This window comes from Paraburkholderia ginsengisoli NBRC 100965, assembly GCF_000739735.1.
Classification (GTDB): domain Bacteria; phylum Pseudomonadota; class Gammaproteobacteria; order Burkholderiales; family Burkholderiaceae; genus Paraburkholderia; species Paraburkholderia ginsengisoli.
Genome location: NZ_BBJF01000018.1, coordinates 176,400 through 191,936 on the forward strand (window position 1 = coordinate 176,400; position 15,537 = coordinate 191,936).

At 64.3% G+C, this 15,537-nt stretch carries 14 protein-coding genes; 8 read left to right on the top strand and 6 right to left on the bottom strand.

What is annotated here, in order from left to right; genetic code table 11:
* Nucleotides 1-22: 22 nt before the first annotated feature.
* The 4 genes from BGI01S_RS23445 to BGI01S_RS23460 all read right to left on the bottom strand — a co-directional run bounded on the left by BGI01S_RS23445 (nt 23) and on the right by BGI01S_RS23460 (nt 3,971).
* Nucleotides 23-667, bottom strand: a complete 645-nt coding sequence (locus tag BGI01S_RS23445; protein ID WP_042328470.1) for a response regulator transcription factor — start codon at nt 665-667, stop codon at nt 23-25.
* A 108-nt stretch (nt 668-775) separates the two neighbouring features.
* The gene (locus BGI01S_RS23450; protein ID WP_042328471.1) at nt 776-1,465 is read right to left on the bottom strand and encodes a response regulator transcription factor; all 690 of its coding nucleotides are present in this window, start codon (nt 1,463-1,465) and stop codon (nt 776-778) included.
* 138 nt (nt 1,466-1,603) lie between these two features.
* The gene (locus BGI01S_RS23455; protein ID WP_232624315.1) at nt 1,604-2,269 is read right to left on the bottom strand and encodes a response regulator; all 666 of its coding nucleotides are present in this window, start codon (nt 2,267-2,269) and stop codon (nt 1,604-1,606) included.
* Between the two features lie 355 nt (nt 2,270-2,624).
* The gene (locus tag BGI01S_RS23460) at nt 2,625-3,971 is read right to left on the bottom strand and encodes an MFS transporter (RefSeq protein WP_042328472.1); all 1,347 of its coding nucleotides are present in this window, start codon (nt 3,969-3,971) and stop codon (nt 2,625-2,627) included.
* A gap of 96 nt (nt 3,972-4,067) precedes the next feature.
* On the opposite strand from BGI01S_RS23460, the gene BGI01S_RS23465 reads away from it, so the two are divergent.
* The 7 genes from BGI01S_RS23465 to BGI01S_RS23490 all read left to right on the top strand — a co-directional run bounded on the left by BGI01S_RS23465 (nt 4,068) and on the right by BGI01S_RS23490 (nt 10,747).
* On the top strand, nt 4,068-4,955 hold the full coding sequence (locus BGI01S_RS23465) for a LysR family transcriptional regulator (protein ID WP_042328473.1): 888 nt from the start codon (nt 4,068-4,070) through the stop codon (nt 4,953-4,955).
* A 444-nt stretch (nt 4,956-5,399) separates the two neighbouring features.
* A complete protein-coding gene (locus BGI01S_RS23470; protein WP_042328474.1) occupies nt 5,400-6,116 on the top strand; it encodes a c-type cytochrome in 717 nt (238 codons plus the stop codon).
* The gene (locus BGI01S_RS23475) at nt 6,113-7,552 is read left to right on the top strand and encodes a c-type cytochrome (protein WP_084585473.1); all 1,440 of its coding nucleotides are present in this window, start codon (nt 6,113-6,115) and stop codon (nt 7,550-7,552) included. Before BGI01S_RS23470 ends, BGI01S_RS23475 begins: the two co-directional genes overlap by 4 nt.
* A gap of 25 nt (nt 7,553-7,577) precedes the next feature.
* The gene (locus tag BGI01S_RS30655; RefSeq protein ID WP_167335675.1) at nt 7,578-7,754 is read left to right on the top strand and encodes a hypothetical protein; all 177 of its coding nucleotides are present in this window, start codon (nt 7,578-7,580) and stop codon (nt 7,752-7,754) included.
* 2 nt (nt 7,755-7,756) lie between these two features.
* Complete coding sequence (locus BGI01S_RS23480; protein WP_042328476.1) at nt 7,757-8,329, top strand: cupredoxin domain-containing protein; 573 nt, start codon at nt 7,757-7,759, stop codon at nt 8,327-8,329.
* A complete protein-coding gene (locus BGI01S_RS23485; RefSeq protein ID WP_042328477.1) occupies nt 8,316-9,941 on the top strand; it encodes a b(o/a)3-type cytochrome-c oxidase subunit 1 in 1,626 nt (541 codons plus the stop codon). The genes BGI01S_RS23480 and BGI01S_RS23485 overlap by 14 nt, the downstream gene beginning before the upstream one ends.
* Entirely contained in the window at nt 9,938-10,747 is an 810-nt protein-coding gene (locus BGI01S_RS23490; RefSeq protein WP_042328478.1) for a c-type cytochrome, read from the top strand. Before BGI01S_RS23485 ends, BGI01S_RS23490 begins: the two co-directional genes overlap by 4 nt.
* A gap of 72 nt (nt 10,748-10,819) precedes the next feature.
* Here BGI01S_RS23490 and BGI01S_RS23495 read toward each other — a convergent pair whose 3' ends face one another.
* Complete coding sequence (locus tag BGI01S_RS23495; RefSeq protein ID WP_042328479.1) at nt 10,820-12,472, bottom strand: methyl-accepting chemotaxis protein; 1,653 nt, start codon at nt 12,470-12,472, stop codon at nt 10,820-10,822.
* Nucleotides 12,473-12,775: 303 nt separating this feature from the next.
* Here BGI01S_RS23495 and BGI01S_RS23500 point away from each other — a divergent pair, with 303 nt between their 5' ends.
* Complete coding sequence (locus tag BGI01S_RS23500; protein ID WP_042328480.1) at nt 12,776-13,576, top strand: bestrophin-like domain; 801 nt, start codon at nt 12,776-12,778, stop codon at nt 13,574-13,576.
* A gap of 330 nt (nt 13,577-13,906) precedes the next feature.
* Here BGI01S_RS23500 and BGI01S_RS23505 read toward each other — a convergent pair.
* On the bottom strand, nt 13,907-15,537 hold a 1,631-nt coding region (locus tag BGI01S_RS23505), incomplete at its 5' end, for a YadA family autotransporter adhesin (RefSeq protein ID WP_042328481.1).

The window sequence follows — 15,537 nt, forward strand, 5'->3', positions numbered from 1 at the left end:
CTCATTAGAAAGTTAAAAATTGTCATGCCAATCCGATTTGTCTTGCGTACTCAATTAAATCGTTTTCCGTTTCCAATCCGAGCTTACGCATCGCGCTGCGCTTCTGTGTGCTGATGGTCTTGCCGCTGCGTTGCAGACGTTCGGCGATTTCATGAACCGCGAGGCCTTGCACGTAGAGCTGGAAGACTTCCCATTCGCGTGCGCTCAGCGTTGCCGCGTGAAGGTGCGGCGCTGGCTCCCGCGCATCCAGTGCGGCGCGCACCTGTTCCGACAGATGCACGCGCCCGGAGACCACCACGGCGATGGCATCGCTCAATGCATCGGCGGCGTCGCGTTTATCGATGATTCCGGTCACCCCGATGTTACGCAGTCCGGACAGCATGGGCCCGTGACAGATCATCGTGAGCGCGACGACGTACGGATGCGGGCGGCGCCGCAACAGACGCCGCAAAAAAGGCACGGCGTTGCTGCCGCCGTCGAGCCCCGGCATGCCGATATCCGAAACGACGACGTCGCACGCATGGGCGTCGAGCAGAACGGCGAGCCCATGCGTGTCGGCCGCCTCGCCGACTATTTCGATGTTCGGCCGCGCTTCCAGCAAATACCTGACGCCGGCGCGAACGCATTCGTGATCGTCGGCCACGATGACGCGGATCTTGTGTGTCATTTGTCATTGTCTTGTCAACTGACACGACCCCGCACGCAGTGTGCTTCCCCGGGCTGTGCCAATACTCGTGCTATTCGTCGCGCGGCGGCGCGACACGTCGCCGGCTCGTCAGCGGCTATGAAGACGCCGCTCGGCAATCACGCCGTGTTCGGCGGCGAAGCGAAACAGTTCCGCGTCGCTGCGCAACGAGAGCTTGCGCATCGCGGTGCACTTCTGCGCGCTGATCGTTTTGACGCTGCGCCCCAGACGCGCGGCGATCTCGCTGACGCCGAACCCTGACGCATATTGCGTGAACACTTCGAGTTCGCGGCGCGACAGCGTGCTGCGAATGAGATCGAGCCGCTCGGCCGCCGTTGCGTCAGCGATCAACGTGCGCACCGCCGGCCCGACATAGCATTCGCGCGCGAGCGCGGTGATGACCGCCACGTGAATCAGGTCGACGCGGTCGCGCTTGCTCACAAGTCCTTCGACCCCTAGCGAGATGACCTTCTGCAACGCGGCCGCCTCGGTTTCCATCGTGAGGACGATCAGCGCGACATGTGGATAACGCGTCTTGAACTGCCTGACGGCGTCCAGCCCGCAGCCGTCGAAACCGCCCGGCATGTAGAGGTCCATCAGCACCAGGTCGCATGGCGCGCGGTCGATCTGCATGAAGAGCTCGGTGGCGTCCGCGGCGCGGCCGACGATCTGCATATTCGGATACGTGCCTATCACGCTTTCGATGGCCAGCAGGACCAGTGGATGGTCGTCCGCAATGATCGTGCGGACCGGTGTGCCCATCTCGGCGGTGTCGTTCATCGTCTCCTGCTCCCTCAGTCTTTCGTCTTCCCGCCGCCCTCTCCAGCGCAACCGGCTCCATCGCGATAGTTGAATAATATTTTTCCAATAAACATAAGATCGGTCTTAAATAGGCCAAAAAAATCGTAACAATAATACTCAGATATACGAATCAATTTTAGGAATACCGGCCGCGTACACGCGTGAAAAAAGACCGGGATTGTTAGTGACGCCGAGCATGACCATTGCTTCGCGCTTTTGCCGGCTGATCGTGCGGCGATGACAGCCGAGCTCCGCCGCGATCTCGGCAACCGATTGGCCGCTCACGAAGCGTTCGACGATCTCCGCGTGGCGTGCCGACAGACGCGGCGCCGGCAGAGCCGGACGCTCGTCGTGGCGCGGCTGCGCGAGCGCTTCGGCGATGGAGCGGCCAAGGTAGCGCGCGCCGTTCACACTGGCCTTGATCGCATGCCAGAGCGAGTCCATCGACTCCGCCTTGCCGAGCGCGCTGACCGCGCCGTCGGCCACCACGGCGCGAAGAATCGACGGGTTCGTCAGCGCCGTGATTACGACCACGCGCAACAACGGCCATTCGCGACGCAAAAACCGCACGAGGCCGAGTCCATCGCCGATCACGTCGTGGGGGTCCGGCATGCAGAGATCGGTGACGAGCACGTCGCATGGAGTGTGCTGCAACAGTTCGAGCAGCGCACGCGGCGTGAGCGCCTGCCCGACGATAGAGACGCCGACGCGCGTGGCCAGCATCGCGCGAAAGCCGAGCAGAACGAACGGGTGATCGTCCGCCAGAATGATTCGAAGAGGCACCGGAATTTGTCTCGCTTGTTGTAGGGATGAATGGCGCGCGCGGGAAGCAGACCCGCATGCGGAGGCGGCCATAAAATCATCGCTCCAATTGCACGAAAATCGGAGTGTTCCGAATCCGGTGAAAAACTAATGGCTTAATTTCGGCTCTATCAAAAGATAAAAAATTAATTATCCGAATTGAATAGTTGCGCCGTTCTCATATCGCCTTAATTTCATTGCTGGATCAGACGCAAATGAGTCGATGCAGCGGCAAAAACGGCGGCGAAGTTGTGTGCGTGGTATCGGAAAGTCGCATCGTCGAACCGCTGCATCGCCGGCCTTCGCCGCCGTATCGACCAGGTTGCGTTAAGCCACATCAAGCCGCATCGCACACGCCCGCCGTCCGCACCTTGCCCTTCAGCGGCGCGCGCGGAAACACCGGCAACGCGAGCAACGCACACGCGCTCGCCACCGCCCATACCAGCGGCCACGAGCCCACGGACAACAGCGGCGGAATCGCGAGCGGCGTCAGGAAGAGCGTGAGAAACACGCAGGTATTGCCGATCGCCAGCGCGGTCCCCGCGCGGCTCGTCCCCGCCAGCGTCGCGAGTTCCGTGAAGGCGACGCCGTGCCATGCCGACGCGCTCACGCCGCCCAGCACGACCATCGCCGCGAACAGCGCCGTCAACGCCGCGTGATGCGATCCCGCGAGTGCGGTCGCCAACGCCAGCAACGCGAACAGCACGGCGGTCAGCAGACTGCAGGCACGCATATAAGCCCGGCGATTGCCGCGCCGATCGGTCCAACTGCCGCTCCAGACCCGCGCGATCGCGGCGCCCGCTTGCACTGCAGCCATCGTCGCGCTGATCGCCAGCACGCCGGCACGGCCGAAATCGTGTAGGAACACAGTGCCGAACGTGACGACCGCGAGTTGCGGCACACACAACGCGCCGGCCGCAAGCGCCACGCGCCAGATGCCGATGTCGCGCAAGGGTGAGACCTTCGCGGGTTGACCAGATGTGCCAGGCGCGCCAGCCCCGCCCGTCGCGGCGCCGCGAACCGGTCGCACCGCACGTGCATCGTCCGCGCCGGCGTGCGTCGGCTCGTGCAGCCAGCGCCACGCGAACAGCGCGGTAATCGCACAGGCCAGCGCCAGCAGGGTATAAGCACTCGCAAAGCCGAATCTGGACGCGAGTGCCGGCAGCAGCAACGCCCCGAGCCCGCCGCCGGCAGGCACCGCAGTTTGCCGGATGCTCATCGCGAGGCCGCGCTCGCCCTCGCGAAACCACGCCATCACCGCCCGGCCGCTCGATCCGTTGACGCTGCCGCCAAGCAGTCCCACCAGCAGCAGACCCGCCGCGAGCATCGTCACGCTGGGCACATGCGCGCCACTCGGCGCCACGAACAGCGCGAGACCCGCGAGTGCCGCGGCGGTCGATAGCAAGCCGAGCAGCAGCACCCGTCGGTCGCCCCAACGATCGGTCAACAGGCCCCACGGCAACTCGCTGACCGCAATGCCGAGGCCGAGCATCCCGAGGACCAGGCCGAGCCCGTCGTTGCCGAGGTGATAGCCTGAGCGCAGAAATACCGCCGTCGTCGGAATCCCGGAGAATGCCGCGGAAAAGCTCGCGTTCGCGGCGAACCCCACCCCCAGCACCTTCCACCGATGGCTCGCCGTGCGCTCACCCGCACCGCCCGAAACTGCAACCGCCTTATTTCCCATGACACCCTCCGCGATTGATTCTGGAGGTATCCTACGGTCGTGCTTTCCATCGGAAAAGCCGGAATTTCAGATGACTTCCATCGGATATACCGAATCATGAGCCAGCGCGGATTTGACCTCACGCAGTTGCGCACCTTCGTCGCCGTCGCCGAATCGGGTAGCGTGTCGGCGGGTGCGGAACGCGTTTTCCTGTCGCAGTCGTCGGTGAGCGAGCAGTTGAAGAAGCTCGAGGAGCGCGCCGGTCAGCCGCTCTTCGTGCGCAGCAAGCAGGGCGTCAGCGCGACGCCCGCCGGCAGCCGTCTCCTCGACCACGCGCGGCGCATCATCGCGATGAGCGAGGCGGCGTTCGAAGACCTGCAAGGCCGCTCGCTCGACGGCGAGTTGCGCATCGCGATCACGGACTACTACCGTCCGCACGACATCGCGCGCATTCTCAAAACGTTCTCCGAACAGCACCCGCGCCTGAAGCTGCACGTCACCGTGTTGCCGAGCGCGGTGATCGACAGCAAGGCCGACGACGACGCGTCTTTCGACATCGGTCTTTCATTGCGGCTGGTCACGGGCAGCCCGCGCTCCGCCGCACGGCGCCCCGGCGCGGCGAGCACCGTGGTGCGGCGCGAGAAACTGCTGTGGGTGAGCGCCGCCGATGCCGCGCAGCGACCGGCCGCGCCGTATCAATTGGTGCTGTTGCCGTCGAGTTGCCAGCTGCAGCGTTTCGTTGTGAAACTGCTCGACGAGCACAAGGTGCCTTACCTGATCTCGCATTCCGCGTCCGGCGTAGCGGGCTTGCAGTTGGCGCTGAAGGCAGGGCTCGGCATTTCCTGCCTGAATGAATCGTCGATTGGCGGCGGCCTCGTCGCCTGTGGCCCGAGCGTCGGGCTGCCGGCACTGCCCGCCGTGGAGTTTCATCTGTTGCCGGGACGGCTCGGCGAAAGCGAGCGCGTCAGCAACGCGCGTACCGCGTTGATGCGCCTGTTCGCGTGACACGCATAGCCTCACGTCAACGACCGCATGCACGTCAGGCGCGTGGGGATTTTGCGCAATCGCATTTGAATGCGCTCTAACGGACGCCTATGATGGACAGAGCCGCGCCCATCCGATGGTTTGTGATCTGTTGACGCGTCGATTGAATTCCTGCAACCTGCTACACGCCGCCGAACGTTTGAAGCACCGTTTCCCGCAGCCCGAAAGCCGCCGCCCATTGGCGCATTCAGGCAGATCATTGTTTTAGCCAGGCAATGGCATCGCCGTACCGCATCGACATTTCGTCCTCCGGAATAAGTCCGTTTCGATTCGCTGTAACGCAGTCGTCACAAGAAGAAAACTGGCAGACCCGCGATGCGTCGTCCGTCGGATTCACCAGCGAATCCACGAATGAACGCGTGACAAATAAATCGAGAAGAAGAACGTTCCCCAACGAGGCCTGGCGTGCATCGTAGAACTATCGGATCTTCGGTTCTGTTCGTGCTTTACGCGCTGTGCAGCGGCGCGGCGCTCGCGGCCAGCGACGCGCCCGTTACGCTGCCCTCAGGCATGGCCGAGCGCATGCGCGCGTGCACCTCGTGTCATGGCGTGCAGGGTCAGGGCCGCAACAACGACTACTTTCCACGCATCGCCGGTAAACCGGCCGACTATCTGTTCAACCAGTTGACCGCCTTCCGCGACGGCGGCCGAACGTATCCGCCGATGGGCTTTCTGCTCGCCTTCCTGCCCGACGAGTATCTGCGCCAGATCAGCCAATACTTCGCCGATCTGCAACCGCCTTTCCCCGAACCCGATAGCACCCCGGTCGCTCCTAAAGTGCTCGCGGCCGGCGAGCAACTCGTCCTGCATGGCGACCCGGCGCGCAAGATACCGGCGTGCATCGCGTGCCACGGCGCGCGCATGACCGGCACGCAGCCAGGCATTCCCGGCCTGCTCGGGCTGCATGCGAGCTATATCGCCGGGCAGATGGGCACGTGGCGCGCAGGCACGCGGCGCGCGCTCGAACCGGACTGCATGCACTCGATCGCGGTCAAGTTGAACGACCGCGACATCACCGCGGTATCGAGCTGGCTCGCGCGCCAACCGCGTCCGGCCGATCCGCGCCCCGCGCCGGCGTCCGCTGAGCGACTGCCTCTAGCCTGCGGGAGCCAACCACAATGAAGCCGATACTCTGGTTGCGCAGTGGGGGAGCGATGTCAGGCGCTGCACACGCTGGAACGCGCCTGGCATGGCGTAGGGTTGCATCGCTCGTTTCGGGCTCGCTGAGCGCGTGCGTCATCGCGACGGGCGGCACTGCGCTCCTTCACGCGCTGCACGCGCCGCTGATCGCCGAAGCCCACGCCGCCGACGCCACGACGCCAGCGACGCCAACGCCCGGACAAACCCCGGCGAGCCCCTTCACCACCATCACCCCCGCGCACAGCGACCCCAACGACACCCGCCCCGACATCGTCAAACGCGGCGAATATCTGGCGCGCGCCGGCGACTGCATCGCCTGTCACACCGCGCCGCGCGGCAAGCTGTTCGCCGGCGGCCTCGCGATGGAAACGCCATTCGGCACACTGTTCTCGCCGAACATCACGCCGGATGCGCAATACGGCATCGGCGCCTGGAGCGAGGAAGCGTTCTTCAAGATGATGCGCACCGGCCGCAAACCGGACGGCACGCTGCTCTATCCCGCGATGCCGATCGCCCAGTACACGAAGGTCACGCGCGAAGATTCGGACGCGATCTTCGCGTTCCTGCGCACCGTCGAACCCGTGCGCCAGCCGAATCGCAAGCACACGCTGCGCTTCCCGTACAACAAGCGCGAGCTGCTGTACGGATGGCGCACGCTGTACTTTCGCGAGGGCGAGTTCCAGCCGGACCCGACCAGATCGGTCGAGTGGAATCGCGGCGCGTATCTGGTCGAAGGGCTCGGGCACTGCTCGATGTGCCACACGAAGATCAACATGCTCGGCGGCTCGTCGGCGCGCGATCAGTTCGCCGGCGGTCTGATTCCGGTGCAGAACTGGTACGCGCCGTCGCTGACCTCCGACAAGGACGGCGGTCTCGGCGACTGGAGCATCCAGGACATCATGGATCTGCTGCAGACAGGCGTCTCCGCACGCGGCGCCGTGTACGGCCCGATGGCCGAGGTCACTTATCACAGCCTGCAGCACCTGAGCGACGATGACATCCGCGCGATGGCCGTCTATCTGAAATCGCTGCCGGACCAAAGCGGCCGCAAGACCGGGCCGTCCGCGAAAGTCGATCCCAAGACGTTCGCGCTCGGCAAACAGATCTATGCCGACAAGTGCGCGCTGTGCCACGGCGCCAACGGCGAAGGCAACGTGCCGCATTACCCGCCGCTCGCGGGCAACCAGTCGATCGAAATGGATTCGGCGGTCAACCCGATCCGGATCGTGCTCAACGGCGGCTTTCCGCCCGGCACGAAACGCAATCCGCAGCCGTACGGCATGCCGCCGTTCGGGCAGGAACTGAACGACGTCGAAGCGGCGGCCGTCGTCACCTTTATCCGCACGGCGTGGGGCAATCACGGCCAGCCGGTGACGGCCCGTCAGGTCAACGAGTTGCGCAAGGCGCCGCTGCATTGAAGCGCCGCACCGGAGAACCATTCAGATGGAAGCGAACGACACCCACAGCGCGGCCCCGCCCACCGATGACGAAGTGGAACGCGTCGTCGCGGCCGGTCCGCATGGCGCGGTTGCGCTGGCCGGCGTCGCCACGCTGATCGTGATGGCAATCTGGTTCGGCTTCTACTTTCTCGCGTTTCTGCCGCGCGGCGTCATTCACTGACCATGTCGACCAAATCCAATCATCAACCGGATAGCGGCCACGCGGTCGCGTTGCGCGCCGAACGGCGCTGGGCGATTTTCGCGGTCGGGCTGATCGTGCTGATGCTGGCCGTGATCGTCTTCTCCGGCCTGCACTGGGCGATGATGCCGCCGTCGCGCGTCGAGACCGTCGACCCGGCGCGTCTGCAACTTTCGGGCGAATTCGTCGAGGACAATCTCGGCAGCGCGGTGCAGCCGGACGGCTCGGTGATCGTGCGCTTCATCGCGCAGCAGTACTCGTTCACGCCGCAATGCCTGCTGGTGCCCGCCGACACGCCGATCACGATCCGCACCACCAGTGCCGACGTCGTGCACGGCCTGCTCGTCACCGACACCAACATCAACACGATGGTCGTGCCGGGCTACGTCGCCACGCTGAACACGCAGTTCGACCGCCCCGCCGATCACACGATGCCGTGTCACGAGTTCTGCGGCTTCGGCCATCAGACCATGTGGGCGCACGTGAAAGTGATCGACAAAGCCGCTTTCTTCGAGCAGGCCCGACAATCACGGAGGCTGAGCTGTGTTTCACGCTAAGCGACTCGTTCTCGCGCATTTCTGGCTCGCCTTCAGCACGTTTCTGATCGCGCTGCTGCTCGGCGCATGGCAAATGCTGGTGCGCAGTCCGCTGGTGCCATGGATCGGCGATCCCGAGTTGTACTACCGCTCGGTGACCGCGCACGGTTCCGTGATGGCTTATGTGATGCCCACGCTGGTGTCGATGGGCTTCGGCTACGCGATCGTCGAACTCGCGCTCGCGCAGCGACTCGCCGGCATCAAGTGGGCGTGGGCCGCGTTCATCATGCTGGCAGTCGGCGCGGTCATGGCGATGGTGCCGGTCGCGCTCGGCACCGCGTCGGTGCTCTACACCTTCTATCCGCCGATGATCGGCAGTCCGTTCTATTACCTCGGCGTGGTGCTGGTGGTGGTCGGCTCGTGGATCTGGGTCGCGCTGATGCACGTGAACCTGCGCATCTGGAAGCGCGCGAATCCTGGCAAGGCCGTGCCGCTCGCGATGTTTGCCAACGTGGCGGGCGCATATCTGTGGGCGTGGACCGCTGTCGGCGCGGCGGCCGAGATCCTGTTCCAGATTCTGCCGGTCGCGTTCGGCCTCACGCGCACGATCGATGCCGGCCTCTCGCGCATCCTGTTCTCGTGGACGCTGCACGCGATCGTCTACTTCTGGCTGGTCCCGGCGTACATCGCGTACTACACGCTGGTGCCGCGCGCGATCGGCGGACGTCTCTACAGCGATGCGATGGCGCGCGTGTCGTTCATCCTGTTCCTCGTGTTCGCGATGCCGATCGGCATCCACCATCTGTTCGCCGATCCGCAAGTCGGCTCCGGCTTCAAGTTCCTGCACGCGGTGTTCACCGGCATGGTGTCGGTGCCGACGCTGCTGACCGTGTTCACGATCTGCGCGTCGGTGGAAATCGCCGGCAGGTTGCGCGGCGGCAAAGGCGCGTTCGGCTGGCTCACCGCGTTGCCGTGGCGCAATCCGATGATGCTCGTGATCGCGTTTTCGTTCGTGATGCTCGGCTTTGGCGGCGCGGGCGGGCTGATCAACATGAGCTATCAGTTGAACTCGACGGTGCACAACACGCAATGGGTGACCGGCCACTTCCATCTGATATTCGGCGGCGCGATCGTCATCATGTACTTCGCAATCGCGTATGAACTGTGGCCGCAGTTGACCGGTCGCGCGATCATCTCCGAGAAGCTGGTGCGCATGCAATTGTGGCTGTGGTTCATCGGCATGATGATGGTGACGCTGCCGTGGCATTACGTCGGCCTGCTCGGCGCGCCGCGCCGCATGGCCTTTTACGACTACACGATGTCGGGCATGCAGGATCAGGCCTTCTGGGTCGGCATGTCGGCGGTGGGTGGGCTCGTGCTCGTCGTGTCGGGCGTGCTGTTCGTCTACATCCTCGCGAAGTCGCAGTTCGGCCCGGTGGTGCAGCCGCAGGCGTTCCGTTTCGCGACCGCGGTGCATCCGACCGAACGCGTGCCCGCCGCGCTCAACAGCTTCGGCTTGTGGGTCGCGTTGATGATCGGGCTGACAGTCGTCAACTACAGCGTGCCGATCGTGCAGTTGCTCAGGCTGCCGCAGACGTCGGTGCCGGCGGTCGTCATCGGAGCGCAGCGATGAGTGAGGAACGCGTCTTCAGCTTGCGTAACCCGTGGTTCACCTGGAGCGTGGGCGGCACGATCGCGATTGCGATCGTCGGGATACTGATCGGCTTCATCTGGCTGCCTTCGGCCAGCAGCGCATTCGGCGACCGCGGCTTGTGGGCGACGATCTGCGGCGCGGCCGGCACGCCGTCGAACTGGTACAACGGCGCCAGTGCGAGCAGTCCGGTGCCGAGCGAAGTGGTGGTGCTGCCGCCGGGGCATCCGACGCGCTCCGCAGCGGACTCGATCGGGCGCGGCGCGACGATCGCAACGCAACACTGCTCGATGTGCCATGGCGTGCTGGGCACGTCGCAGGTCACCGCGCCCGCGCTCGCCGGGCAATACACAGACGCGGTCTACAAGGAATTGCGCGACTACCAGAGCGGCCGACGCCAGAACGCGGTGATGCAGGCGATCATCGCGGGGCGCAGCGACCAGGATCTGCAGGATCTCGCGGCTTACTACACGTCGCTGACGAGAGGCCCCGCGACCGAGATTCGACGCACCGGCGAGGAGCCCGACGCGAACGCCGTGAAGCTGGCCATGCAGGGCGATCCGCAGCGCAACATCGCGCCTTGCGCGGCCTGTCATGGCGAGCTCGATCGCAAGGGCGCGGCGCCGTGGCTGGGCGGACAGTCGTCGACTTATCTCGCGGTGCAGATGCGCGCGTTCGCTTCCGGCGCGCGGCACAACGACATCAATGAACAGATGCGCAACGTGGCCCGACAGTTGACGCCGGCGGAAATAGATAGTTTGGCTAAGTATTACGCGGCAATGGACTAGCGGACCGCTCGCGTGCGCGGGGCCTGCCGTATCGAAGACCTGCAGCGCCGCCGCGCGAACCATGCGCTCACATCAGGCCGGCGCGAACTCGCCCGCGTCGTCCATCTTCGGCGCAGCGCCGTTGGCGTTGCGCCGCCCCGCGAACGAAGCCGCGTGTCCGTTGGAACCGCTGCCCGTCTGAAACACCGCCACCGCCGCGGACAAACGTCGCGCCTGATCCTCCAGCGAACTCGCCGCCGCCGCGGCCTGCTCGACCAGCGCGGCGTTCTGCTGCGTGACCTCGTCCATCTGCGCGACCGCGAGATTGACCTGATCGATGCCGGTGCTCTGCTCGATCGCGGCAGCCGCGATCTCGCTCATGATCGAACTTACGCGCGCGATTGCGTCGACGATCTCGCCCATCGTCGAACCCGACCGTTCTACCAGTTGCGAGCCGGCCTGCACCCGCGCGGTCGACGCATCGATCAAACCCTTGATCTCCTTGGCCGCCGCCGCGCTGCGCTGTGCGAGCGAGCGCACCTCGCTCGCGACCACCGCGAAGCCACGTCCCTGCTCGCCCGCGCGCGCCGCTTCGACCGCCGCGTTCAGCGCGAGAATATTGGTCTGAAACGCGATCCCTTCGATCACGCCGACGATGTCGGCAATCCGCCGCGAGTCGTCGACGATGCCGTGCATCGTGCCCACCACCTGTTCGGTGAGATCCCCGCCTTGCGCGGCGAGACTCGATGCGCCCTGCGCGAGCGAGCTAGCCTGCTTCGCGTTGTCCGCCGTCTGTTTGACCGTCGACGTGAGTTGCTCGATGCTCGCCGCCGTTTCTTCGAGCGATGCGGCCTGTTCCTCGGTGCGTTGCGACAGATCGGTGTTGCCCGCCGCAATCTCGCTGACGCCGGTGTCGATCGATTCGGTGCCCTGACGCACCGCGCTCACCGTCGCGATCAGCGACTCCTGCATCTTGCGCAGCGCGGCCGCGAGACGGCCCATTTCATTGTTGCTGGTGACGTCGATGCGGGTCGTCAGGTCGCCGTTGGCGATTCGCTGGAACTGCGCGATGGTCGCGTCGACCGGACTGACGATCGCGCGCACCAGCACCACACGGCCGATCCACGAACCGAGCAGCGACACGACGATGCCGACCGCGACGGCAATCGAGATGGCGTAGAACAGGTCCTGCGCATCCTGATAGCGCTGCGCGCCATGATCGAGCTGCAACTGTTCGAGCGCGAGCATCGCCTTCTCGTACGCGCTATAGAGCGACGGCAGCTTGTGCGCCTGCAATTGCTGGAATGCGTTGCGGTCACCCGACTTGAGCGCGGCGAGCGCCGGCTCGACACCGTCGTGCAGGAAGGTGTCGCGCCTGGTCTGCATGTCCTTGATCAGACGCTGTTCGTCGTCATCCGTGCTTGCGCGGCTCACATAATGGGCAAGCCGATCGTTGGATGCTTTCTGGTACTGATCGAAACGCTTGAGCACCGCGTTCGCGCCGTCCTGATCGTTCAGTTCGACCAACGATGCGTAGGTGGCCAGCGCGAGCCGCAGGCGCAACAGCTGCCCGGCGCTGCCTTCGAGATCGGCGACGGCGGGCGTGTCGACGGTGTACATCTGCTGCAGCGATGCGTTGCTCGCGCGCAGCGACAGCAGCCCGGCGGCGGCGCCGAGCAGCAGCACGACGCCGAAAAAGACGATCATCAAGGTCAGGCTGGCGCGAATCGACAGATTTCTCAACATCGGACTTGTCTCCATTGGGCTGCCTGACCGATGTTCAGTAATAGCCTCGGCCACGCATGCTGCGCCCAAAGCCATTCGGCCAGGTCCGCAACTTTTGTCTAGAATTTAAGCGATCACCACATAGAGGGACTACGGCGCGATAGCGGAAAACTTTATGGTTGATCGCGCATACGTTTGCGATACATCAACATTTGGGCGAGACCGCGCGGCCATTTACGCAGTGCACCCTTTGCGGGACTATCCGGGTTTGCGCCGCGCGGCATTTGATGGAAAGTGGCGAGCGTGGGCCTTCGGAGCATTTCAATGTCAGAAGTCAGTTCGGCTTTCCTGGTGTTCGCGCTGTTGCTGATGGCGACCGGAATCGGCGTGTGGGTAAGGCCGCTTCTGCCCGAAGAGCACAAGGCGCACGAGACCGTGCAGCTCATTCAGTTGGTGATCGGCATGCTGGTGACATTTGCCGCGCTGGTGCTTGGGCTGCTGACGGCCTCCGCGAAGTCGAGCTTCGATACCGCGGCGAACGATTTGCGCACTTATGCGGCCGACCTGATCGAATTCGACACGACGATGCGCGAGCTAGGCAGCGATGCCGATGAATCGCGGCGCCTGTTGCGGCAATACACGGCTGCGGCTATAGCGTCGACCTGGCCTCGCGAGCCGGCGCCGAGCGGTGATTATCCGAAGGTCACCAGCCCGCAGAACAATTCGCAGAACCTGGAGAATGTGCGTCTCGGCGACATGCTGACCTCGGTGGGGCGGCAGTTGCGAAAACTGCAACCGCGTGACTCGTTACAACAGCGCGCGCTCGAAGACGCGCTGACGCAATACCGGCGTGTCGTCGATGCGCGGTGGAAGATCATCGAAGAAGCGCACAGTTCGATCTCACAGCCGTTCTTCAAGACGCTGACGTTCTGGCTGGGCGTGATCTTTCTGAGCTTCGGGTTGATCGCGCCGCGCAATACGCTCGCGCTCGTGACCATTTCGTTGGGGGCGGTGTCGATTGCCTCGGCCGTCTACGTGATCGTCGATCTGGATACGCCGTTTTCGGGGCCGATCGTCATCTCCAGTTTGCCGCTGAGGGATGCGCTGACGCATTTGCGCAGCTGATTGAGTTGGAACAGCACGTTCGCGATGCGCATTGCTGAGTTTGAAGCGCGCGAACTTGTGTGACGTTAGCGGCGCGCGGAGAACCAACCTTCGCCACGCCGGATGATGTGTCCTGCAAATGGCAGTGTGGCGACAAAACCGACATCGGGCCAGGCCCCATGCCGATTTGCCGCCACATATACCTACCAACGATTTGTTCGCTCAGAACCGGACAACATTCGCGTCTGTCCGCGACTACGGTGTCACCTCTGAAAGGACACGGTCCGCCTGGCAAGGCGAGACCGTGCAAACTCCTTCGTCCGGCTCACACCGTCAGCTTTTACACCGGCATCAGAACTCGTAGCCGACCTGCGCACGAACACCGGCGTCACCCGTATTCGTCACCGATACGGCGCCGTTGACCAGCCAGTTGCCATTGCGCGAGCGATACGTCGCACCTGCCGCCACCGCGTTGCCGCCTTTGTAGTTCGCGGCGCCGGCTGCGACGATCGTACGGCCGGGACCGGACGGCGTCATGTTCGGCATGGCCATCGCCGCGGCGATACCGGCGTACGCGTTTTTGGCGACGTCGTTGATCGCGCGGTTCGCGTCGTTGAAACGCTGGTCCGTGTAGCTGTTAGCCTGCTGAACCCCTTGCGACACCGCGTTCGATACCGAACTGTTCAACTGGCCGACGTTGACCGCGTCCGTATCCGCCGTACCGGCCGCGACGTTGGTGATCTGACGTTGCTGCGTGCTCGAACCGACCGACACCGAGTTATCGCGGTCGGTCACAGAATCCGTGCCGAGAGCGACCGAGTTGGAGTGGGTCGCCTGAGCGCCCGCACCGATCGCGGTTGCATGGTTGCCGGAGGCGACCGCATCCACGCCAACGGCCGTGCCGCCCTCGCCGGTGGCGGAACTTGCCGCATTGTTCACGACGCCCGACTTATCCGGAAGACCGGTTGCGCTGACGAACGGGCTTCCGGGCAGCAGGTTCCCCACCTTCGTGTCGAGGTCCGATACCTGGTTCTGCAACGCCGACAGCTGGCCGAAGTTCACCGCGTCGTACTGACTCGTGCCGTTTGCGACATTCGTCAGGACCACCGGCCCCGTGCTCTGACCGTTGCCCAGCTTGACCGAATTGAGGTTCACCGAACCATCGTTGTTGCGGTCGTACTGCACCGCGCCCGACAGTTGGGTGCCGACACCGGTGAGCTGGTTCTGCATCGTCGTGATGTCCGACGTGTTCTGCGTCACGCGGCCGTCGAGGTTGGCGACCGCATCACCGACGTTGTGCACCGTCGTGCCGCCCACGCTGTAGCTCGGCGCGCTGATCGTGCCGTCGGCGTTCACCTTCGCGTCACCACCCAGCGCTGCCGCTGCGGTCGACGCCGTTGCGTATAGCTGGCTACCGTTGATCGCATCGACGCTCGATGCGTTCACCGCACCCGCGGCCACGCCCGTCACCGTGCGGTTGATCGCGTTGCCGTCGCTGTCCTTGCCCGCCATTCTCACTATCGCACCGTCCGTGGTGGCGCCCACCGTGATCGCACGCGAATCCGGATCTTGCTGTACCAGGCCAATCGAGCCGCTATTGATCTGTTCCTGCACGTTCGTGATGTCAGTTGTGTTCTGCGCAATGGCGCCTTCCGCCGTCGTCACCCGTGCGTCGGTCGCGAACAGCTGCGAACCGTTCACCGCTTCCGTGCTCGTCGACGACAGCGCGCCCGCGGCAACCCCGCCCAACGTGCGGGCACCTCCCGTGCCGCTGATGTTTACCGACGTACCCGCCTTGTCCGACGCCACCGTGATCGCGTTCGTATCCGCATCCTGCTTCACCAGACCCACTTCGCCGCTGCTGAGCTGCGTGGTCAGGTTCGTCACCGAACTTTCAACGTTCGCCACGCGACCGTCTACCGTACTCAGGCCCGTCGACAACGAGCTCAGACCCGTTGCGGTCGAGGTCGACAGCGAACTCA

What these genes read in the sequence shown, in the direction of transcription:
- BGI01S_RS23445 (WP_042328470.1), bottom strand. Translation starts at nt 667, where the DNA reads ATGACACACAAGATCCGCGTCATCGTGGCCGACGATCACGAATGCGTT.
- BGI01S_RS23450 (WP_042328471.1), bottom strand. Translation starts at nt 1,465, where the DNA reads ATGAACGACACCGCCGAGATGGGCACACCGGTCCGCACGATCATTGCG.
- BGI01S_RS23460 (WP_042328472.1), bottom strand. Translation starts at nt 3,971, where the DNA reads ATGGGAAATAAGGCGGTTGCAGTTTCGGGCGGTGCGGGTGAGCGCACG.
- BGI01S_RS23465 (WP_042328473.1), top strand. Translation starts at nt 4,068, where the DNA reads ATGAGCCAGCGCGGATTTGACCTCACGCAGTTGCGCACCTTCGTCGCC.
- BGI01S_RS23475 (WP_084585473.1), top strand. Translation starts at nt 6,113, where the DNA reads ATGAAGCCGATACTCTGGTTGCGCAGTGGGGGAGCGATGTCAGGCGCT.
- BGI01S_RS30655 (WP_167335675.1), top strand. Translation starts at nt 7,578, where the DNA reads ATGGAAGCGAACGACACCCACAGCGCGGCCCCGCCCACCGATGACGAA.
- BGI01S_RS23480 (WP_042328476.1), top strand. Translation starts at nt 7,757, where the DNA reads ATGTCGACCAAATCCAATCATCAACCGGATAGCGGCCACGCGGTCGCG.
- BGI01S_RS23490 (WP_042328478.1), top strand. Translation starts at nt 9,938, where the DNA reads ATGAGTGAGGAACGCGTCTTCAGCTTGCGTAACCCGTGGTTCACCTGG.
- BGI01S_RS23495 (WP_042328479.1), bottom strand. Translation starts at nt 12,472, where the DNA reads ATGTTGAGAAATCTGTCGATTCGCGCCAGCCTGACCTTGATGATCGTC.
- BGI01S_RS23500 (WP_042328480.1), top strand. Translation starts at nt 12,776, where the DNA reads ATGTCAGAAGTCAGTTCGGCTTTCCTGGTGTTCGCGCTGTTGCTGATG.